The organism is Pseudomonas sp. P116 (assembly GCF_020149425.1).
GTDB lineage: Bacteria > Pseudomonadota > Gammaproteobacteria > Pseudomonadales > Pseudomonadaceae > Aquipseudomonas > Aquipseudomonas anatoliensis.
On record NZ_JACVHB010000005.1, the window covers coordinates 357,733 to 377,894 of the forward strand.

Sequence of the window (20,162 nt, forward strand, 5' to 3'; positions counted from 1 at the left end):
TTTGGCCTGAAGACGAAGGAGTGTTGAGTCATGCGCGACAAACCAGCGAAGGGCGTAGTGCCCAGCCCAGCCGTTTTCATCAACGCACAAAGTGCGATCACCGGCCTGCGTGGTCGGGATATGATCTCGACGCTGCGCAGTGTCGCCGCGCACGGTCTGCGCAACCCGCTCCACAGCGCAAAGCACGCTCTGAAACTGGGTGGCCAGCTTGGTCGCGTTTTGCTTGGCGAGACCCTGCATCCCACCAATCCGCAAGACAGCCGTTTTGCCGATCCGGCGTGGAGCCTCAATCCGTTCTATCGACGCAGTCTGCAGGCGTATCTGGCCTGGCAGAAGCAGGTCAAGAGCTGGATCGACGACAGCAACATGAACCCGGACGACCGCGCCCGCGCGCACTTCGCCTTCACCCTGCTCAACGACGCCGTGGCGCCGTCCAACACCCTGCTCAACCCGCTGGCGATCAAGGAGCTGTTCAACTCCGGCGGCAACAGTCTGGTGCGTGGCCTCAGTCATTTGTTTGATGATCTGCTGCACAACGATGGCCTGCCACGGCAGGTGACCCGTCAGGCTTTCGAGGTCGGTAAGACGGTTGCCACCACGCCAGGCTCGGTGGTGTTTCGCAACGAGATGCTCGAGCTTATCCAGTACAAGCCGATGAGCGAAAAACAGTACGCCAAGCCGCTGCTGGTGGTGCCGCCGCAAATCAACAAGTACTACATTTTCGACCTCAGCCCGCACAACAGCTTCGTGCAGTACGCCCTGAAGAACGGCCTGCAGACTTTCATGATCAGCTGGCGCAACCCGGATGTGCGCCACCGCGAGTGGGGCTTGTCGACGTATGTGGAGGCCGTGGAAGAAGCGATGAACGTGTGCCGGGCGATCACCGGCGCCCGCGAGGTCAACCTGATGGGCGCCTGTGCCGGCGGCCTGACCATCGCCGCACTGCAAGGTCACTTGCAAGCCAAGCGCCAGTTGCGCCGCATCTCCAGCGCCACCTACCTGGTCAGCCTGCTCGACAGCCAGATCGAAACCCCGGCCACGCTGTTTGCCGATGAGCAGACCCTCGAAGCCGCCAAGCGTCGCTCCTATCAAAAAGGCGTGCTGGATGGTCGCGACATGGCCAGGATCTTCGCCTGGATGCGCCCCAACGATTTGATCTGGAGCTACTTCGTCAATAACTACCTGCTGGGCAAAGAGCCGCCGGCCTTCGACATTCTTTACTGGAACAACGACAACACTCGCCTGCCGGCCGCCTTTCACGGCGACTTGCTGGATTTCTTCAAGCACAACCCGCTGACCCATCCGGGCGGGCTGGAAGTGTGCGGCACGCCGATTGACCTGCAGAAAGTCACGGTCGACAGCTTCAGCGTCGCCGGCATGAACGACCACATCACGCCGTGGGATGCGGTGTATCGCTCGACCCTGTTACTGGGTGGGGAACGGCGTTTCGTGCTGTCCAACAGCGGCCATGTGCAGAGTATTCTCAACCCGCCAAGCAACCCGAAAGCCGCGTATGTCGAGAACGGCAAGATGAGCAGCGACCCACGCGCCTGGTATTACGACGGCAAACACGTCGACGGCAGCTGGTGGCCGCAGTGGCTGGAATGGATTCAGCAGCGCTCGGGCGCCCAGCACGAAACCCAGATGCCCCTCGGCAACCCGAACTATCCACCGATGGAGGCAGCACCCGGTACTTACGTGCGTGTGCGCTGACGCTTAACCGACCTTTTCTAAGAAGACTGGATGAAAACCCGCGACCGGATTCTCGAATGTGCTCTGCAATTGTTCAACGAAAAGGGCGAGCCGAACGTTTCCACCATGGAAGTTGCCAACGAAATGGGGATCAGCCCCGGCAACCTCTACTACCACTTTCACGGCAAGGAACCGCTGATACTCGGGCTGTTCGATCGCTTCCAGAATGAACTGGCACCGCTGCTGGATCCACCGCCGGACGTAGAGTTGGCGCCGGAGGATTACTGGCTGTTTTTGCATTTGATCGTCGAGCGGCTGGCGCAGTACCGGTTCCTGTTTCAGGACCTGTCGAACCTGGCCGGAAGACTGCCGAAACTGGCGAAGGGCATTCGTCATTTGCTCAATGCGCTGAAGCGCACGCTGGCGTCGTTATTGGCGCGCTTGAAGGCTTCGGGGCAGTTGGTCAGTGATACCCAGGCGCTGGGGCAACTGGTGGAGCAGATCACCATGACATTGCTGTTTTCGCTGGACTATCAGCGGATTCTGGATCGAGAGGGTGAGGTCAGGTTGGTGGTTTATCAGATCATGATGCTGGTGGCGCCGCACTTGCTGCCGCCGGTGAAGGTCGCCACGGAGCGGATGGCTTTGCAATACCTTGAAGACCACGAGTAGCCCGGAATCAAAAGATCGCAGCCTTCGGCAGCTCCTACCGGGGAATGTGTACCTCTGTAGGAGCTGCCGAAGGCTGCGATCTTTTGATCTTCAAACAAAAACGCCCGACCTTCACAGGCCGGGCGTTTTGTTTTGCCCTGAAAAATCAGGACTGACTGGTAGGCGTCGACGGGGTCGATGCAGCAGTCGGGGTTGCAACCGGGGTCGGTGCAGCGGCGGAGTTCGACGCGCTGGCCGGGGTTGCCGGGGTCGCAGGCTTGGCTGCTGGAGCGGCCTGTTTTGGCGCAGCGGCTTTCGGCGCGGCCGGTTTTTTCACTGCTGGCTTCTTCGCTGCAGCCGGTTTGGCCGCTGGCTTGGTAGCAGGTTTGGCGGCAGCGGTTTTCGCGGCTGGCTTGGCTGCTGCTTTTGCTGCAGGTTTGGCAGCGGCTTTGGCAGCGGTCTTGGCGGCAGCAACCGGTTTGGCCGCTGCTTTTGCAGCAGGTTTGGCGGCAGCCGTTTTCGCTACGGATTTAACCGCAGCCTTGGCTTTCGCCGCAGGTTTGGCAGCCGCTTTGACCAATGGCTTGGCCGCGGTTTTGGCCGCTGGCTTGGCCGCTGCAGTTTTAGCTGCCGGTTTTGCCGCAGCGGTTTTCGCCGCTACAGGACGCGCCTTCTCGCCGGTGAGTTTTTCGATCTGCTTGGTCAAGGTTTCAACCTTGCTGTGCAGGGCCTTGACCTCATTGCGGCTCGGTACGCCCAGGCGCGAAATCGCGCTGTTCAGGCGCTTGTCGAAAGCCCCTTCCAGCTCATCCCACTTGCCCAGTGCGCGATCTTTCACGCCGCTGATGCGCGACTTGGCAGAAGAAGCAGAATCCTTGGCGGCATCGACTTTTTTGCCGACTGCAGACTTGGTGAGCTTCTCGGCTTTCTCGCCGTCTTTGACCAATGTATCGAAGAGCTTGCTGCCGTCAGTGTCGATCTTCGAGTACACGCCTAAACCAGCCAGCCAGATTTTGCGGGAGTAGTCTTCGACCTTCCCAATCCACGAGCTGCCTTCTTTATCGGTGTTCTTTTTACCAGCCATCCCGTTCTCCTTAAGATTTACGCGCGACGCGTTCGAGCAATGCCGTCAGCTCATCGAGCTTAGCAGAGAGTGTCTCAACGTCATGTTTAGACGGAATGCCGATACGATTCAAGGCGCTTGCTACGCGGGTGTCGAAAGCCTTCTCGACCTTGTCGAGCTGAACTTCGACGCGACCTTTGAAAGAACTGACTTCATCGCGGGCTTCGTCGATTTCGGCATTGGCCGCTTCGAGTTTTTCGGTGACTACCTTTTTGCCTTTCTTTTCAACAGTTTGACCAGCCTTGATCAACTCTTGAAAGTACTCGCCGCCCTCTTGGCCAACCTTGGCGTAGGCGCCCAGGCCTGCCAGCCAGATCTTGCGGGCATAGGATTTGACGTCGCTCAGAGCAGAAGTCGAAACGTCGATTTTTTTCTTCAAAATTACTTTGGCCATGGTGCACCTCACGCGCAGAAGGTTTGAGGAACTGCCCGCGAAAGTGTCGGGCTCAGGCACAAAGTAAGTAGAAAAATTAGAAACGGCACCCTAACAACTGACATGAATCGGTGGTGCCCGAATGAAAAGATCGCAGCCTTCTGCAGCTCCTACGGGGGTCACAATTCAATGTAGGAGTTGCCGAAGGCTGCGATCTTTTGGCTTTCAGACCAGCGCTTTATCCAAAGCCTTCTCGATCTCGGCTTTGATCATGCCGCTCATGGCCGACATCATCAGGCCCAGTTCCACGTCGACGCGGATCGAGTCATCGCCAACATGCACCGCGCCTTTCACACCCGAACGCTTGAGATTCAATACGTCGCCCGACCATTGCGGCTCCAGGCCGTATTGTTCATTTAGCTTTTTGGCCAGCTTGTCGGCCTTCTCGCGGGCGGCTTCCTTGCCCAGGCTGTGGGCACGCTCAACACTGATTTTGGCCATTGGGTGACTCCTTCTTTTTGAATACAGCTATGAATGCTTGTCGGTAAATCTTGACCGCGTCTGCGGCAAATCGTCCCGAAGGTTGCCCATCTTACCTTTAGCCATTCCAAGACAAAGCATGGCTTGGGGATTAGAATGTCGCGCATTCTCTTTTGGTGACAGCGATATGACTGATCAGCGCAAAGGCAGCGATGCCGAACCCACCACTCACTTCGGCTTCAAAAACGTTCCGGAAAGCCAGAAAGCGGAAAAAGTCGCTGAGGTGTTCCACTCCGTAGCCGCCAAGTACGACCTGATGAACGACCTTCTGTCGGGCGGCATGCACCGTTTGTGGAAGCGTTTCGCGATCGAACTCTCGGGCGTGCGCAGCGGTAATCGCGTGCTCGACATCGCCGGCGGCACCGGCGACCTGACCAAAAAGTTTTCGCACCTCGTTGGCCCGACCGGCCAAGTGGTATTGGCCGACATCAACGAATCCATGCTCAAGGTCGGCCGTGACCGCCTGCTGGATCTGGGTGTGGCGGGCAACGTCGAATTCGTCCAGGCCGACGCAGAAAAACTGCCGTTTCCGGACAATCATTTCGACTGCGTGACCATCGCCTTCGGTCTGCGCAACGTCACGCACAAGGAAGACGCCCTGCGCTCGATGCTGCGTGTGCTCAAGCCCGGCGGTCGTCTGCTGGTGCTGGAGTTTTCCAAGCCGACCAACGCGCTGATGTCCAAAGCCTACGACGCTTACTCGTTCGCCTTCATGCCGCTGATGGGCAAGCTGATCACCAACGACTCGGAAAGCTATCGTTACCTGGCCGAATCGATCCGCATGCACCCGAATCAGGAAACCCTGAAGTCGATGATGGTCGACGCCGGTTTCGACCGCGTGACCTATCACAACATGACCGCCGGCATCGTCGCCCTGCACCGCGGCATCAAGCCCTGATGCTGCTCACCGGGCTGCTCGCCAGCGTTGAACTCGGCCTGAACCGGGTGCTGCGTCTCGACAGCACGGCGCTGCCGCGGCTGGCGCATTTGACCGGCAAGGTGATTGCCGTCGATTGCCGCAACCCGGCATTGCAGTTGTTCATTTTGCCCAGCGACGAAGGCCTGATGCTGGCCTCGCACTGGGAAACCGGCGTCGATTGCACCCTGCGCGCGCCGGCGTCCAGCCTGCTGAAACTGGCCCTGAGCAAAGACAAGACCGCGGTGCTGCACGCCCCGGAAGTCGAGCTTGATGGCGACAGCGGCGTGCTGCTGGAGCTGGCCGGCGTGTTGCAGGACCTTGAGCTGGACTGGGAGTACGAACTCTCGCGCTGGCTTGGCCCGGTCGCCACGCAACTGGTTGGCGGTCATCTGCGCAGCCGCGCGCGCTGGTACCAACAAGGATTTGCCAGCCTCAACCAGAACCTCGCCGAGTACCTCGCCGAAGAATCGCGCACCCTCGTCGGGCAGCGCGAAGCCGAAGCGCGGTTCAGCGAACTGGACCGGATCAAACTTGATCTGGAACGTCTCGAGGCGCGCTTCGAGCGCCTTTCCCGATCCCTCGACCCAAGCGATAACGCATGAAGCTGCTCGCCGTCCGCCGTCTGCTGCGCATCCAGTCCGTCGTGATCCGCTACCGCCTCGATGACCTGCTGTTCGATCTGCCGCTGCCCTGGTTTCTCCTGGCGCTGCGTTATGTGCTGCCGTGGCGCTGGCTCCCGCGCAAGACGCTGGAGCTGAGCCGAGGCGCGCGATTGCGTCTGGCGTTGCAGGATCTGGGGCCGATTTTCATCAAGTTCGGACAGATTCTCTCGACCCGCCGCGACCTGTTGCCCGAAGACATCGCCGATGAGCTGATGCTGCTGCAGGATCGCGTGCCGCCGTTCGACTCGCAGCTGTCGATCAAGCTGATCGAAGAACAGCTCGGCAAGAAGATCAGCGAAGTGTTCAGCCGTTTCGACGTCGAGCCGCTGGCCTCGGCCTCGGTGGCGCAGGTACATGCCGCGCAGCTGAAAACCGGCGAAGAAGTGGTGGTCAAGGTGATCCGCCCGGGCTTGAAGCCAATCATCGCGCAGGATCTGGCGTGGCTGTTCATCCTCGCTCGCGCCGCCGAAAAACTCTCGGCCGACGCGCGTCTGTTGCACCCGGTGGACGTGGTGCAGGACTACGAAAAAACCATCTACGACGAACTCGACCTGCTGCGCGAGGCGGCCAACGCCAGCCAGTTGAAGCGCAACTTCGAAGGTTCGCCGCTGCTCTACGTGCCGCAAGTCTATTGGGACTGGTGCCGGCCGAAAGTGCTGGTGATGGAACGCATCTACGGCATTCAGGTGACGGATCTGGCAACCCTCGCCGATCAGCGCACCGACATGAAAATGCTCGCCGAGCGCGGCGTCGAGATCTTCTTCACCCAGGTGTTCCGCGACAGTTTCTTCCACGCCGACATGCACCCGGGCAACATTTTCGTCAGCACGGTTAACCCTTGGAGCCCGCAGTACATCGCGATCGACTGCGGCATCGTCGGCAGCCTGACCCCGGAAGACCAGGATTATCTGGCACGCAACCTGTTCGCCTTCTTCAAGCGCGACTACCGCCGCGTGGCGCAGTTGCACATTGATTCGGGCTGGGTGCCGGCAGAAACCAAGCTCAACGAATTCGAAGCGGCGATCCGTACCGTGTGCGAACCGATCTTCGAAAAACCGTTAAAAGATATTTCATTCGGCCAGGTGCTGATGCGCCTGTTCCAGACGGCGCGGCGCTTCAACATGGAAGTGCAGCCGCAGTTGGTTTTGCTGCAGAAGACCTTGCTGAACATCGAAGGTCTCGGCCGTCAGCTCTATCCCGATCTGGATCTGTGGAACACCGCGCAGCCGTTCCTTGAGCGCTGGATGCGCGAGCGCGTCAGCCCGAAAGCCTTGCTCGGCAACGTGCAGAGCCAGTTCGAACAATTGCCGCACCTGGCCAACATGGCGCGCGATCTGCTCGAGCGCATGTCCCAACCACATGCCTACGACCCACCGCCGCCGTGGCACAAACGCAAGGACGACTGGTTCCTGCGCCTGCTCGGTTGTGCCCATCTTGCGGGCGGTGCGATTCTCGCCATCGGTGGACCGCTTAACGAGTTGGGGCATTGGCCTGCGGGAATCATGGTGGCCGTCGGTTTGTATCTGGTCGTTCGCCGATAGCCAGTTTCGTGATCGGCTGGCACACTGTTTCAATGCCTGAACCCGACTATTGAAGTGTGGGGTTCGCTGTCGGAGTCGAAAATGAACAACTGGCTGGACGAGATCAAATGGGACGCTGATGGCCTGGTGCCGGCGATTGCCCAGGATCACAAGACCGGACGCGTGCTGATGATGGCCTGGATGAACCGCGAAGCGCTCGAGCTGACTGCCGCGGAAAACCGTGCAATCTACTGGTCACGTTCCCGTGGCAAGCTGTGGCGCAAGGGCGAAGAGTCCGGCCACGTACAGACCTTGCATGAAATGCGTCTGGACTGTGACGCCGACGTGATCATCCTGATGGTCGAACAGATCGGCGACATCGCTTGCCATACCGGCCGTCAAAGCTGCTTTTACCGCGTCTTCGAAAACGGCGACTGGAAAACGGTCGACCCGGTGCTGAAAGACCCGCACGCAATCTATTCCGCAGGACACAAACATGAGTGACACTCTGACGCGACTCGCTCAGGTACTCGAAGAGCGCAAAGGCGCAGCGGCTGACAGCTCGTATGTGGCCAGCCTGTATCACAAGGGCCTGAACAAGATTCTGGAGAAAGTCGGCGAAGAGTCGGTCGAAACCATTATTGCCGCCAAGGACGCCGCTATCAGTGGCGACTGCAGCGATGTGATCTACGAGACCGCCGACCTGTGGTTCCACAGCATGGTCATGCTCGCCCAACTGGGGCAGCATCCGCAGGCCGTGCTCGATGAGCTGGATCGCCGCTTCGGTCTGTCCGGACACGTCGAGAAAGCCTCGCGTCCGTCCGCCTGAACAATTTTTAGAGAGGAACAGCAACATGGGCATTTTTGACTGGAAACACTGGATCGTCATTCTGGTTGTCGTGGTGCTGGTGTTCGGCACCAAGAAACTGAAAAACCTCGGCACCGACGTTGGTGAGTCGATCAAGGGCTTTCGCAAAGCCATGAACGACGACGAGAAGCCAAACGTCGATCCGACCGTGACGCCTGCGCAACCGGTACCACCGGTACAGCCGCAAGCCACTGCTCAGGCCAACCCGCCGCACACCATCGACGTGCAGGCGCAGAAAGTCGAAGAGCCGATCCGCAAAGACGTGTGAGCACTGACTAATGTTTGGTATCAGCTTCTCTGAACTGCTGCTCGTCGGCCTCGTCGCCCTGCTGGTGCTGGGCCCCGAGCGTCTGCCGGGTGCTGCGCGCACCGCCGGCCTGTGGGTCGGCCGGCTGAAGCGCAGCTTCAACGCGATCAAACAGGAAGTTGAACGTGAAATCGGTGCCGACGAGATTCGTCGGCAACTGCACAACGAACATATTCTGTCGCTGGAGCAGGAGGCGCGGAAGATTTTCAATCCGGTTCAGCAAGAGCCGACGCCGGTTGAACACGTGGGCCAGCAGACGATTCATGCGCCTGCCACAACCACCCCTGTTGTCGCGGCCACCGAGCCTGCGCCGATCGTGACACCGACTCCGGTTGAACCTGCTGCTCCAGCAGCCGCGCCAATAGCGCCGGCCCCTCACGACCCAACATTGCCGCCGCGAGCCCCATGAGCGATCTCCCCGAAAACGACCAGCACATGCCGCTGGTATCGCACCTCACCGAGTTGCGCACCCGCCTGCTGCGTTGCGTGGCGGCGATCTTTATCATCTTCGCCGGGCTGTTCGCGTTCACCCAGCAGATCTACACCTTCGTCTCGACGCCGCTGCGCCAGTACTTGCCGGTCGGCGCGACGATGATCGCCACCGACGTGTCGTCGCCGTTCCTGACACCACTGAAGCTGACGATGATGGTCTCGCTGTTCCTGGCGATCCCGGTGATCCTGCATCAGATCTGGGGCTTTATTGCGCCGGGCCTGTACAAGCATGAAAAGCGCATTGCGGTGCCGCTTCTGGTGTCCAGCATCATGCTGTTCTACACCGGCATGGCGTTCGCCTATTACTTCGTGTTCCCGCTGATCTTCAAGTTCTTCGCTGCAGCCACCCCGGCCGGCGTGGAAATGATGACCGACATCGCCAGCTATCTCGATTTCGTCATGACGCTGTTCTTTGCGTTCGGCGTGGCGTTCGAAATCCCCGTGGCCGTGGTGCTGCTGGTGTGGATCGGCGTGGTCGACGTCGCTTACCTGAGGAAAATCCGCCCGTACGTGATCATCGGCTGCTTCGTGGTCGGCATGATCCTGACGCCGCCGGACATCTTCTCGCAGACCCTGCTAGCCGTGCCGATGTGGATGCTGTTTGAGATCGGCATCCTGTTCGGTGGCCTGATCAGCAAACGCGAACGCCCGGACGAAACCCCGGCCGACGATCACAACGACCAGCCGCCAGCGACCCAGGCATGAACCTGCTGCTACTCGAAGAGGCCGACTTCATTGCGGCTGACCGTGTGGTGCTGCGCGATCGACGCCTGACGCATATGCAGGAAGTCCATCGTTCGGAAGTCGGTGACAGCCTGCGCGTCGGGCGGATCAATGGGCTGATGGGTTCGGCTGAGCTGTTGCGGCTGGAGGCGGGTGAAGCGGAGCTGCGCGTCACCCTCGATCAGCCGCCACCGGCCAAGTTGCCACTGACATTGGTGCTGGCCCTGCCGCGCCCGAAGATGTTGCGACGAGTGTTCCAGACCGTGGCGACCATGGGCGTGTCGAAGGTGATTCTGGTCAATAGCTACCGCGTCGAGAAAAGCTTCTGGCAGACGCCGTTTCTTGAGCCGCAGGCGATCCGTGAGCAACTGATCCTCGGCCTCGAGCAGGCTCGCGACACGGTGCTGCCAGAGATCGTCATCGAAAAGCGCTTCAAGCCTTTTGTCGAAGATCGACTGCCGGCGATCAGCGAAGGCACTCTCGGCCTGGTTGGTCATCCGGGCAACTATCCGCCGTGCCCTCGCGCCTTGAGCGAACCGGTAACCCTGGCCATTGGCCCCGAGGGTGGCTGGATTCCCTACGAAATCGATTTGCTGGCCAAATCCGGCCTGCAACCGGTGCAACTCGGCGACCGTATCCTGCGCGTCGAAACCGCCGTGACCGCCCTCCTCGCGCGCCTCTTCTAAGCGCAACACCGATCCCCTGTAGGAGCTGCCGCAGGCTGCGATCTTTTGATGTTGTTTTTAGAAGCAAGATCAAAAGATCGCAGCCTTCGGCAGCTCCTACATTGATCCCGTGCAGGGCCGGCGGATAAATGGTGTTACAGAATGCCATCACCCAGCCGATACAGCTCCCATAAGTCCAATTAGTGGTCGAGGGAGTCGTCGCATGTACCGTTGGTTAGCCGAGAGTCTTGGAAACGTCAGCGTCAAACGCAAACTGGGCATCGGTTTCGGCCTGGTGCTGTTGCTGACGTTGTTGATCACCTTCACCGGCTGGACCGGCATGAATGGCATCATCAGCCGTGGCGACAAGCTCGGCTTCATCTCCAGCCTCAATGAGCTGACCAAGGACTTGCGCATTGCGCGGTTCGAATATGACTCCCGCCGTGGCGAACAGGGCCCGGGCGCGGTCAACGAGTTGCTGAATAAACTCGACAGCGGCCTGCAAACCGCCCGCAGCCTGATCGAGCAGCCGTCCGACGCCGCCATGGTCGATCAGCAACTGGCCGCCGTCGCCGAGTACAAACGCGCCTTTGCCGACATGACTCAAGCTACCGTGCAGCGCGAAGATGCCCGCAGCAAACTCGGCGCCAGCGCCGACAACGCTGTAGCCAAAGTCTCCGAAGTCGAAAAATCCATGCTGCAAGGTGACAGCGTCGCGCAATACGACAGCGTGATCGAGCTGAGCAAACTGCTGCAACAGGCGCGCTACCAAGTGCGCGGCTACACCTACAGCGGCAAGGCCGAAGCCGAACAGCCAGCGCTGGCCGCCATCGACAACGCCCTGAAAAACCTCGAAAGCCTGCCGTCGAAACTGCCGGAGCAACACATCGCCAACCTGCAACAGGCCACCGACTCGATCAAAGCCTATCGCGCGGCGGTCGCGCAGTTCCGCGACTCGCAGGTCACCAATGCCAAGTCGCTCGCGCGCATGTCCGCTCAGGGCGACATCCTGATCGATCTCAGCAAGAAGCTGACGGCTTCGCAAACTATCGTGCGCGACACCGATGCCGCCCACGCCAAGAACATGCTTTTGATCGCCACCCTGCTGGCCTTGGCCTTCGGCTTGCTGGCCGCGTGGGCGATCACCCGACAGATCATCATTCCCCTGAACCAGACCCTGAAAGTCGCCGAACGCGTCGCTGCCGGCGACCTGACCCACAACCTGGTCTCCCTGCGCCGTGACGAACTTGGTCAATTGCAACGTTCGATGCAGAGCATGACCCAAGGTCTGCGTGAGCTGATCGGTGGGATCAGCGAGGGCGTGACCCAGATCGCCAGCGCCGCCGAGGAATTGTCAGCGGTGACCGAGCAGACCAGCGCCGGCGTCAACAATCAGAAGATCGAGACCGACCAGGTCGCCACCGCCATGAACGAAATGGCCGCCACCGTGCAGGAAGTCGCGCGTAACGCCGAGGAAGCTTCCGAAGCTGCCGTGGCTGCCGACCAGCAGGCCCGTGAGGGTGACAAGGTTGTCGGTGAAGCCATCGCGCAGATTGAGCGTCTGGCCGTTGAAGTCGGCCACTCGACCGAAGCCATGGGCGAGCTCAAGCGCGAAAGCGACAAGATTGGCAGCGTGCTCGACGTGATCAAATCCGTGGCTCAGCAAACCAACCTGCTGGCACTCAACGCGGCCATCGAAGCGGCGCGTGCTGGTGAAGCCGGACGTGGTTTCGCGGTGGTCGCCGATGAAGTGCGCAGCCTCGCGCAGCGCACTCAGAAGTCCACCGAAGAGATCGAAGAGCTGATCGTCGGCCTGCAAAACGGCACCCAGCAAGTGGCGACGATCATGGACAACAGCCGCACCCTCACCGACAGCAGCGTCGAGCTGACCCGTCGTGCTGGCGGCTCGCTGGAAAGCATCACGCGCACCGTGTCGGCGATTCAGGCGATGAACCAGCAGATTGCTGCGGCGGCTGAACAGCAGAGTGCGGTGGCCGAAGAGATCAACCGTAGCGTGCTGAACGTACGCGATGTGTCGGATCAGACATCGGCGGCAAGTGAAGAGACAGCGGCGTCCAGCGTTGAGTTGGCGCGGTTGGGGACGCATCTGCAGATGCTGGTGGGGCGGTTCAAGGTTTGAGGTGATTCAGTTGCCTTGGTTCGCTGTGGACCGAGGTGATGCTATCGCGAGCAGGCTCACTCCTACAGGTTTTGCGGTGTTCACACTTTTTGTGCAACAACACAAAACCACTGTAGGAGTGAGCCTGCTCGCGATTAGCGGCCCCCAAGGCCGCCGCTTTTAGAGGACCTGACGCAAGAAGGCCTGCGCCCGCGGATCCTTCGGTGCATCAAAGAACTCCGCCGGCGCGGCATCCTCCAGCAATTTCCCGTGATCGAAGAACAACACCCGATCCGCTACTTCCCGGGCAAAACCCATTTCGTGGGTGACGCAGACCATGGTCATGCCTTCCACGGCCAGGTTCTTCATCACATCCAGCACTTCGCCGACCATTTCCGGGTCGAGGGCCGATGTCGGCTCATCGAACAACATCACCTTCGGCTCCATCGCCAGCGCCCGGGCAATCGCCACACGCTGCTGCTGACCACCGGACAGGCGTGACGGAAACTCGTTGGCCTTCTGCGCGATACCGACCTTTTCCAGCAACGCCATAGCCTTGGCTTCGCGCTCTTTCTTGCCGCGCTTGCGCACGACTTTCTGTGCCAGACAGAGGTTTTCCAGCACGGTCATGTGCGGGAACAGGTTGAAATGCTGGAACACCATGCCGACTTCGCGGCGGTAGGCGTTGACGTCGGTTTTCGGGTCGGCCAGTTGCAGACCGTCGATGCTCACCGAGCCGGAATCGAACTCTTCCAGGCCATTGAGACAACGCAGGAAGGTCGACTTGCCGGAACCCGACGGGCCGATCACCACCAGCACTTCGCCCTTGGCCACCGTGGTGCTGACGTTATCCACCGCGCGCACCACTTGCCCACGGGTGTCGAAGACTTTTACCAGATCGCGGACTTCAATCACTTTGCGCGAGCCTCCGCTCAAGCCGGCTGGCGATTTTCGACAGCGGCAGGTTGATCAACAAATACAGGCCGGCGACGCAGAACAGAATCTCGAACGGCGAAAACGACGTGGTGATGACTTCACGACCGCTTTTCAGCAGCTCGGTGATGGCGATCACCGACACCAGCGAAGTGTCCTTGACCAGACTGATGAACTGCCCGGCCAGCGGCGGCAGCACGCGTTTGAACGCTTGCGGCAACACGACGTGGCGCATCGACTGGCCTGAGCTCAGACCGAGCGAACGCGCGGCTTCGTTCTGGCCCCGGGCAATCGACTGCACGCCGGAACGGATGATCTCGGCCACGTAGGCGCCGGTAAACAGCGACAACGCGGCGATCCCGGCGAACTCCCGGGACAGGTTCATCACCGTGCCGATGAAGAAGTAGAAAATGAAAATCTGCACCAGCAGCGGCGTACCGCGGACCAGTTCGACGTAGATACTCGACAGATCGCGCAGCGTCGGGTTGCTCGACAAGCGGCACAACCCGGTGACCAGACCGATCACCAACCCCAGAATGCCGGACACCACCGACAGCCAAAGCGTGGTCCACAGCCCCCATAACAGCGGCCCTGCCGCCCAATGCCGAGTAACACCCACGACGTCGCCTTCAGCCACATCGTCGCCCTGAGCGAATTGCAGGCTGTTCTCGTCGACAGTCAGGTGCTGCTCATCACCGGCGTCGTTGCGCAGAGTGACGTCGGCGCTGCTGCCTTTGCGCACCAGTTCAGTGACGGTGGAAATGTCCGCGGCGCGCTGGGTTTCTTCGGCCTGATAGGCGAAGTACTGCGGCACACGGTTCCAGCGCCATTCGTAGGACATCAGCGACGTGGCGTAATACAACGCACCCGCCAGACCGATCAGCACCAGCACGGTGAGGACGTGCCAGGGCCATTGGGCTTTTTTATGTTTCATTGGATTTGCAGGTTCCGAATTCTGTGTCGCTTGAGAGTCCGCCATCGCGGGCAAGCCCGCTCCCACAGTGAGCCAGGGTGAGCACAAATTATGTGTTCAACGCGAACCCTGTGGGAGCGGGCTTGCCCGCGATTGGAGCGACGCGGTCTATCTGACCGGGCTTATTCCATGTCCTTGAGCCACTCGGTGCTCTTGAACCACTTGTCATGGATGCGATCGTAGGTGCCGTCTTCGTGGATCTGGTGCAGGAAGTTGTTGATGAAGTTGAGACTGTCGTAGTCACCCTTCTTCAGACCGAAGGCCAGCGGTTCGTAGGTGAACGGCTTGTCGAGGAACACCAGTTTACCGGCACCGACCTTGGTCACTGCCACGACGTTGTACGGCGCGTCGTAGATGAAGGCGTCGGCCTTGCCGTTGACCACGTCGAGCACGGCTTCCTGTTCGTTGTCGTAGCCGTGGTACTTGGCTTTGGAGATCAGCTTTTTGGCAACCATCTCACCGGTGGTGCCGAGCTTGGAGGTGATGCGGTAGTCGGCGGTATTCAGGTCTTTATAGGACTTGATAGTGCCTTCCAGCTCCTTGCGGATCAGCAGGGTCTGGCCAACGACGATGAACGGTTCGCTGAAGTTCAGGCGCAGGTTGCGTTCCTGAGTCAGGGTCATGCCGCTGCCGATCATGTCGAACTTGTCGGTCATCAGCGCCGGGATGATGCCGTCGTAACCGGTGGAGACCAGTTCCAGTTTGACGCCCATGGCCTTGGTCATGGCTTTGAGGATATCGACTTCGAAGCCGATGATTTCACCGCGCTTGTTGGTCATCTCGAACGGCATGTAGGTCGGATCCATGCCGACTTTCAAGGTGCCGCGTTTGACCGCGTCATCGATTGCGCCCGCGTGTGCCGCATTGACTGCAACCAGTGCCGTGACGCCGACCAGCAGCATCGACAGATACTTCTTCATCTTCAAGTCCCCAAAACCATTGCGTTTGCGGCGCGAAAGCCAACAGTGACGGGCAAAAAAGCCCGGGCGCGCCAATTCGGGGACGGATGCTAACGCACTCGTTCTTTTGCACAAGGGTTTATGGGTGATTTGTTTGACAATCAAGGGCAGCCATAAAAAAACCCCGCTACATCAGCGGGGTCTCTTCATCAGGCCGGTTGAGCCTGCATGCTCACCGGTCGCAGCGGCAGCAACGGCGCATGCGGATCGGCTTTCACCGATGCCCGCCATGCGTCCAGCCACTCGGCGTGACCTTCGGCCCAGACCTGCTCGTGCAGGCGGGCCAGAGCAACCGGGTCGCTCAGCAGTTGCAGGCGATCATGGTTGTTCAGCCCGGCAGGACCGACCTTGATCGCATGACGCACACGCTCCTGACGCAGCCACTCAATCGGCTCGGCCTGACCGTGACGGGAGGTCGCCAGCGAGCACGCCAAGGCGTTCTGCTGCGGATCGACCACGGCGCGGACGAAGCCGTCGTTCAGTGCGTGCCAGCGGTTTTCGTGGGTGTACTGATCGGTGGCCAGCAACGCCTGTGGCGGATTGTATTCCTCAGGGATGAGGAACAGGCTCTCGTCACGGGACTTGAGGCCCAGACCGACACGGCTGGAAATCACCGACACCGGGATCGACAGCATCAGCGACCCGACGATCGGCACCAGCCACCACAGGAAGCTCGGGTTCAGCCAGATCACCAGCAGTGCCCAGAAGAAGCCCAACAGGGTCTGCGGGCCGTGGCGTTTGACCGCCTCGCTCCATGGCGTGGAGTCGTCGTCACGCTGCGGCGAGTTCCAGGTCGCGGCCCAACCGAGGAACGCGGCCAGAACGAAACGGGTGTGGAAAATCATCCGCACCGGCGCCAGCAGCATGGAGAACAACATCTCCAGCAGCATCGACAGGGTCACCTTGAACTTGCCACCGAACTCTTTCGCGCCCTTGGCCCAGATCAGGATGATGCTCAACAGTTTCGGCAGGAACAGCAGCACGATGGTTGTCGAGAACAGCGCGATCGCCTTCTCCGGATGCCATTGTGGCCACAATGGATAAAGCTGACGCGGTTCAAGGAAATACTGCGGCTCCATCAAGGTGTTCACCGCCAGCAGCGCAGTCGACAACACCAGGAAGAAGAACCACAACGGCGCCGACAGGTACGACATCACGCCGGTGAGGAATACCGCACGGTGCACCGGGTGCATGCCTTTGACCAGGAACAGACGGAAGTTCATCAGGTTGCCGTGGCACCAGCGACGGTCACGCTTGAGTTCGTCGAGCAGGTTGGGCGGCAACTCTTCGTAACTGCCCGGCAAGTCGTAGGCAATCCACACACCCCAACCGGCACGACGCATCAGCGCGGCTTCAACGAAGTCGTGAGACAGGATCGCACCGGAGAACGCGCCTTTACCCGGCAACGGCGCCAGGGCGCAGTGGTCGATAAACGGCTTCATGCGGATGATCGCGTTGTGACCCCAGTAGTGGGATTCACCCAGCTGCCAGAAGTGCAGACCGGCAGTAAACAGCGGGCCGTACACGCGGGTCGCGAACTGCTGCATGCGCGCATACAGAGTGTCCATGCCCGACGCACGCGGCGCGGTCTGGATGATCCCGGCGTCCGGCGTGGCTTCCATCAAGCGCACCAGACTGGTCAGACACTCGCCGCTCATGACCGAGTCAGCGTCGAGGACGACCATGTACTTGTAGTCACCGCCCCAACGACGACAGAAGTCGTCGAGGTTGCCGCTCTTGCGTTTCACACGGCGACGACGGCGACGGTAGAAGATCTTGCCGAAGCCTTTGGCTTCGCGGCAGACGTCCAGCCAGGCCTGTTGTTCGGCCACGCAGATGTCGGAGTCGTTACTGTCGCTGAGCACGAAGAAGTCGAATCGATCCAGATCACCGGTAGCGGCGACCGATTCGAAGGTTGCACGCAAACCGGCGAATACACGCGGCACGTCTTCGTTGCAGATCGGCATTACCAGTGCGGTACGCGCTTCTTTGGCAATCGGCTCGTTGCCGGCACTTTTACCGGAGATGCGGTATTTATCGTGACCGGTGAGCAACTCGAGGAAGCCCATCAGCGCGGTCCAGAAACCGGCCGACACCCAGCAGAACAGAATCCCGAACAGAATCAGGATGCTGGTTTGCAGCGCATACGGCAGCACTTGCGTGGCGGTTTGCAGCAGTGGCTGATGCAGGACTTCGTCCAGATCAACGAACGACCAGCCCTGGTACGGCATGATGCCTTTCATGTACCAGCCGGCGACGATGGTCTGACCGAGCATCAGCACCAGCAAGATGTAGCGACGGATCGAACCGACCGTGCGCCAGCGCGCCGCCGGCAGGACGTTCTCGTCCTTGGGCGGTTGTGGCGGGTTGGTGCGGCCAGTCATGCGGCGCCAGCCGCGCACCAGAATATTGGTGCGCCACGGCTCCGGCACGACTTTGGTCCGACGGATCGGCGGCGTTGCCTTGAGGCTGACCCGACCGCTGGCATCGAGCACCAGCATTTCCGCTTCTTCAAGCTCTTCAGCGGTGCTCAGTGTCAGGCGCTTGCCCACCGAAGCCTGGGCGGCTTCGGCAGGGGCGTCGAACGTCGAGGACGACAGGCGTTCATGCAGCTCGCTGAACGACTGGCAGCCCGCGAGTTCGGCGCGCTGCTGGTCGGTCATCGGCAGATGCGCCAGATACTCGGACAGAGTCTCTGGCTGTACTTGAGAGTTACTCATCGGCAGGCAACTGATAGCTCCAGGTCTCGGTCAGGACTTCTTCAGTCGGTGCCGATTCCGGTGTGGCTGTGGCCGCGTCCGCAGCGACTGGCTGCTTGGCGTCTTTGTTGGCCTTGTCCTTGGCATCTGCGGCTGGCTTGGCTTCAGCCTGTTTGGCCTCGGCTGCCTTGGCTTCCTTGTCGAGTTTCTCTTGTTGCTTGGCGGCAACCTTGTCGGCCTTGGCAACGGACGAGTTGGACGCCGGCACCGAAGACTTGGCCAGATCCGCCGTAACGATTGGCTGCACCAGAGCGGCACGCATCTCGGTCGCCTTGCTCGCGTCCTTGATCTTCATGCGCAGGGTCAAACGCCAGCCCTTGGTTTCAGGGTTGTAACGCACGGTGTTCTCGACCAGCTCGGCATTGTCGCCAACGCTGACCTGGCTGCGAACGTCTGCATCCGGGGCCAGAGCCGCCAGCGATGGACCTTCGAAGTCGACCAGATAAGCAACGCTGCCATCCGGCTGACGGATCAGGTTCGATTGCTTGACGTCACCGGTGGAGCGCAGAGTCTGCGCAACCCAGGCGCTGTCAGGCGCGTGAATCGCCGCTTCGTCCATGGTCCAGTGCATGCGATAGGCGAAGTCGAGTGGCTGACCTGGCTCCGGCAATTTTTCCGGGCTCCAGAACGCAACGATGTTGTCGTTGGTTTCGTCGGCGGTTGGAATCTCGACCAGATCGACGGTGCCTTTGCCCCAGTCGCCCTTCGGCTCGATCCAGGCGCTTGGGCGCTTGTCGTAGCGGTCGTCGAGGTCTTCGTAGTGGCTGAAATCACGGCCACGTTGCAGCAGACCGAAACCACGCAGGTTCTCGACGCTGAAGTTGCTCACGGCGAGGTGTTTCGGGTTGTTCAGCGGACGCCAGATCCACTCGCCATTGCCGGCATGGATCGACAGACCGCTGGAGTCGTGCAGTTCACGACGGTAGTTGAGGACTTTCGACGGCTGGTTGGCGCCGAACAGGAACATGCTGGTCAGCGGTGCGATGCCCAGTTTGCCAACCTTGTCACGCAGGAACATCTGCGCCTTGACGTCGACAACGGTGTCGCTGCCCGGGCGCAGGATCAGACGGTAGGCACCGGTAGCACGCGGCGAATCAAGCAGGGCGAAGATCACCAGATGCTTGTCGCCCGGCTTCGGCTGTTGAATCCAGAACTCGCGAAAACGCGGGAATTCTTCACCCGACGGCAACGCGGTATCGATCGCCAGGCCACGGGCCGACAGACCGTAGGTGTGACCCTTGCCGACGACGCGGAAGTAGCTCGCGCCCAGCATGGTCATGATTTCGTCTTGCTTGTCGGCCTTGTTGATCGGGTACAGCACACGGAAACCGGCATAACCCAGTTGCTCGGTGGCTTTGGGATCAAACTTCAGGTCGCCAAAATCGAAGCGAGTCGGATCGTATTTGATCTCATCGACGCTGTTCGCGGTGATTTCGTTGATTTTCACCGGTGTATCGAAATGCATACCCTGGTGATAGAAGGAGAGCTTGAACGGCGTCTTCTTATCAGCCCACTCAGCCTTTTCGGTGAGGAAGCGGATTTTCTGATAGTCCGCGAACTTCATATCGCGGAATTCGTTCGGCAGGTTGCTGCGCGGGGCTTCGAACTTCTGCCCGGCCAACTCTTTGGCCTTGGCCGACACATCGTCAAGATTGAACGCCCAAAGCTGACCGGCGCTGAGCAGGCACAGGAGCGCCGAACCCGCTACCAGGGCACTTCGCATGCGTTTGGCAGACATTTTTGCTGCATTACAGGGACTAACAATCACGAGCAACCCTCGCCGAAAACAGATCAATAAACCAACGGCCAGCTATCTATATGCCAGGTTGGCGAGCATTGTTCCGACTCCGCTGGGGCAAAATGATTCCCCAATCGGATCCAGAC

20 protein-coding genes and 1 pseudogene are annotated in these 20,162 nt (G+C 60.0%); 13 read left to right on the forward strand and 8 right to left on the reverse strand.

Translation table 11 applies throughout. The annotated features are described in order from the left end of the window. Positions 1–30 precede the first annotated feature (30 nt). Together phaC and ICA15_RS18960 are read left to right on the forward strand one after the other, a co-directional pair. Positions 31–1,713, forward strand: a complete 1,683-nt coding sequence (gene phaC / locus ICA15_RS18955) for a class II poly(R)-hydroxyalkanoic acid synthase (RefSeq protein ID WP_150617484.1) — start codon at positions 31–33, stop codon at positions 1,711–1,713. Positions 1,714–1,743: 30 nt separating this feature from the next. Continuing rightward, positions 1,744–2,364 (forward strand): TetR/AcrR family transcriptional regulator, encoded by a 621-nt coding sequence (locus ICA15_RS18960; RefSeq protein WP_150604825.1) that lies wholly within the window; start codon positions 1,744–1,746, stop codon positions 2,362–2,364. 145 nt (positions 2,365–2,509) lie between these two features. Here the strand turns inward: ICA15_RS18960 and ICA15_RS18965 are convergent, their stop codons facing one another. The 3 genes from ICA15_RS18965 to ICA15_RS18975 all read right to left on the reverse strand — a co-directional run bounded on the left by ICA15_RS18965 (position 2,510) and on the right by ICA15_RS18975 (position 4,340). Continuing rightward, positions 2,510–3,427 carry a phasin family protein gene (locus ICA15_RS18965; protein ID WP_210554327.1) on the reverse strand — a complete coding sequence of 306 codons (918 nt, stop codon included), beginning with the start codon at positions 3,425–3,427 and terminating at the stop codon, positions 2,510–2,512. Between the two features lie 10 nt (positions 3,428–3,437). Continuing rightward, on the reverse strand, positions 3,438–3,860 hold the full coding sequence (locus ICA15_RS18970; RefSeq protein WP_042557249.1) for a phasin family protein: 423 nt from the start codon (positions 3,858–3,860) through the stop codon (positions 3,438–3,440). 204 nt (positions 3,861–4,064) lie between these two features. Next, positions 4,065–4,340, reverse strand: a complete 276-nt coding sequence (locus tag ICA15_RS18975; protein WP_042557248.1) for a polyhydroxyalkanoic acid system family protein — start codon at positions 4,338–4,340, stop codon at positions 4,065–4,067. A gap of 166 nt (positions 4,341–4,506) precedes the next feature. On the opposite strand from ICA15_RS18975, the gene ubiE reads away from it, so the two are divergent. The 11 genes and pseudogenes from ubiE to ICA15_RS28695 all read left to right on the forward strand — a co-directional run bounded on the left by ubiE (position 4,507) and on the right by ICA15_RS28695 (position 12,675). After that, complete coding sequence (gene ubiE / locus ICA15_RS18980) at positions 4,507–5,277, forward strand: bifunctional demethylmenaquinone methyltransferase/2-methoxy-6-polyprenyl-1,4-benzoquinol methylase UbiE (RefSeq protein WP_008080626.1); 771 nt, start codon at positions 4,507–4,509, stop codon at positions 5,275–5,277. Beyond that, on the forward strand, positions 5,277–5,900 hold the full coding sequence (locus tag ICA15_RS18985) for an SCP2 domain-containing protein (RefSeq protein ID WP_150604822.1): 624 nt from the start codon (positions 5,277–5,279) through the stop codon (positions 5,898–5,900). Before ubiE ends, ICA15_RS18985 begins: the two co-directional genes overlap by 1 nt. After that, entirely contained in the window at positions 5,897–7,501 is a 1,605-nt protein-coding gene (gene ubiB / locus ICA15_RS18990; protein ID WP_210554328.1) for a ubiquinone biosynthesis regulatory protein kinase UbiB, read from the forward strand. The genes ICA15_RS18985 and ubiB overlap by 4 nt, the downstream gene beginning before the upstream one ends. A gap of 81 nt (positions 7,502–7,582) precedes the next feature. After that, positions 7,583–7,984, forward strand: coding sequence for a phosphoribosyl-AMP cyclohydrolase (gene hisI / locus ICA15_RS18995; protein WP_064117075.1), 402 nt, complete (start codon positions 7,583–7,585; stop codon positions 7,982–7,984). After that, a complete protein-coding gene (locus ICA15_RS19000) occupies positions 7,977–8,309 on the forward strand; it encodes a phosphoribosyl-ATP diphosphatase (RefSeq protein WP_003220849.1) in 333 nt (110 codons plus the stop codon). The genes hisI and ICA15_RS19000 overlap by 8 nt, the downstream gene beginning before the upstream one ends. Before the next feature lie 25 nt (positions 8,310–8,334). Further along, on the forward strand, positions 8,335–8,616 hold the full coding sequence (locus ICA15_RS19005; protein WP_042557245.1) for a twin-arginine translocase TatA/TatE family subunit: 282 nt from the start codon (positions 8,335–8,337) through the stop codon (positions 8,614–8,616). Positions 8,617–8,626: 10 nt separating this feature from the next. Further along, a complete protein-coding gene (gene tatB, locus ICA15_RS19010; RefSeq protein WP_210554329.1) occupies positions 8,627–9,064 on the forward strand; it encodes a Sec-independent protein translocase protein TatB in 438 nt (145 codons plus the stop codon). Beyond that, on the forward strand, positions 9,061–9,852 hold the full coding sequence (gene tatC, locus ICA15_RS19015; protein WP_150604819.1) for a twin-arginine translocase subunit TatC: 792 nt from the start codon (positions 9,061–9,063) through the stop codon (positions 9,850–9,852). The genes tatB and tatC overlap by 4 nt, the downstream gene beginning before the upstream one ends. After that, complete coding sequence (locus ICA15_RS19020) at positions 9,849–10,556, forward strand: 16S rRNA (uracil(1498)-N(3))-methyltransferase (RefSeq protein WP_210554330.1); 708 nt, start codon at positions 9,849–9,851, stop codon at positions 10,554–10,556. The genes tatC and ICA15_RS19020 overlap by 4 nt, the downstream gene beginning before the upstream one ends. A gap of 319 nt (positions 10,557–10,875) precedes the next feature. Beyond that, positions 10,876–11,820 (forward strand): annotated as a pseudogene (locus tag ICA15_RS28690) (methyl-accepting chemotaxis protein); the annotation flags it as partial. Positions 11,821–11,961: 141 nt separating this feature from the next. Further along, the gene (locus tag ICA15_RS28695) at positions 11,962–12,675 is read left to right on the forward strand and encodes a methyl-accepting chemotaxis protein (protein WP_371850961.1); all 714 of its coding nucleotides are present in this window, start codon (positions 11,962–11,964) and stop codon (positions 12,673–12,675) included. 159 nt (positions 12,676–12,834) lie between these two features. Here the strand turns inward: ICA15_RS28695 and ICA15_RS19030 are convergent, their stop codons facing one another. From ICA15_RS19030 to ICA15_RS19050, 5 genes are all read right to left on the reverse strand, one after another. Then, on the reverse strand, positions 12,835–13,569 hold the full coding sequence (locus ICA15_RS19030; RefSeq protein ID WP_150603990.1) for an amino acid ABC transporter ATP-binding protein: 735 nt from the start codon (positions 13,567–13,569) through the stop codon (positions 12,835–12,837). Beyond that, positions 13,562–14,521, reverse strand: coding sequence for an amino acid ABC transporter permease (locus ICA15_RS19035; RefSeq protein WP_210554331.1), 960 nt, complete (start codon positions 14,519–14,521; stop codon positions 13,562–13,564). The genes ICA15_RS19030 and ICA15_RS19035 overlap by 8 nt, the downstream gene beginning before the upstream one ends. 161 nt (positions 14,522–14,682) lie before the next feature. Next, positions 14,683–15,480 carry a transporter substrate-binding domain-containing protein gene (locus ICA15_RS19040; RefSeq protein WP_042561939.1) on the reverse strand — a complete coding sequence of 266 codons (798 nt, stop codon included), beginning with the start codon at positions 15,478–15,480 and terminating at the stop codon, positions 14,683–14,685. Between the two features lie 188 nt (positions 15,481–15,668). Beyond that, complete coding sequence (mdoH, locus tag ICA15_RS19045) at positions 15,669–18,239, reverse strand: glucans biosynthesis glucosyltransferase MdoH (protein ID WP_210554332.1); 2,571 nt, start codon at positions 18,237–18,239, stop codon at positions 15,669–15,671. Beyond that, on the reverse strand, positions 18,232–20,016 hold the full coding sequence (locus ICA15_RS19050) for a glucan biosynthesis protein G (protein ID WP_215731436.1): 1,785 nt from the start codon (positions 20,014–20,016) through the stop codon (positions 18,232–18,234). Before ICA15_RS19050 ends, mdoH begins: the two co-directional genes overlap by 8 nt. Positions 20,017–20,162: the final 146 nt, after the last annotated feature.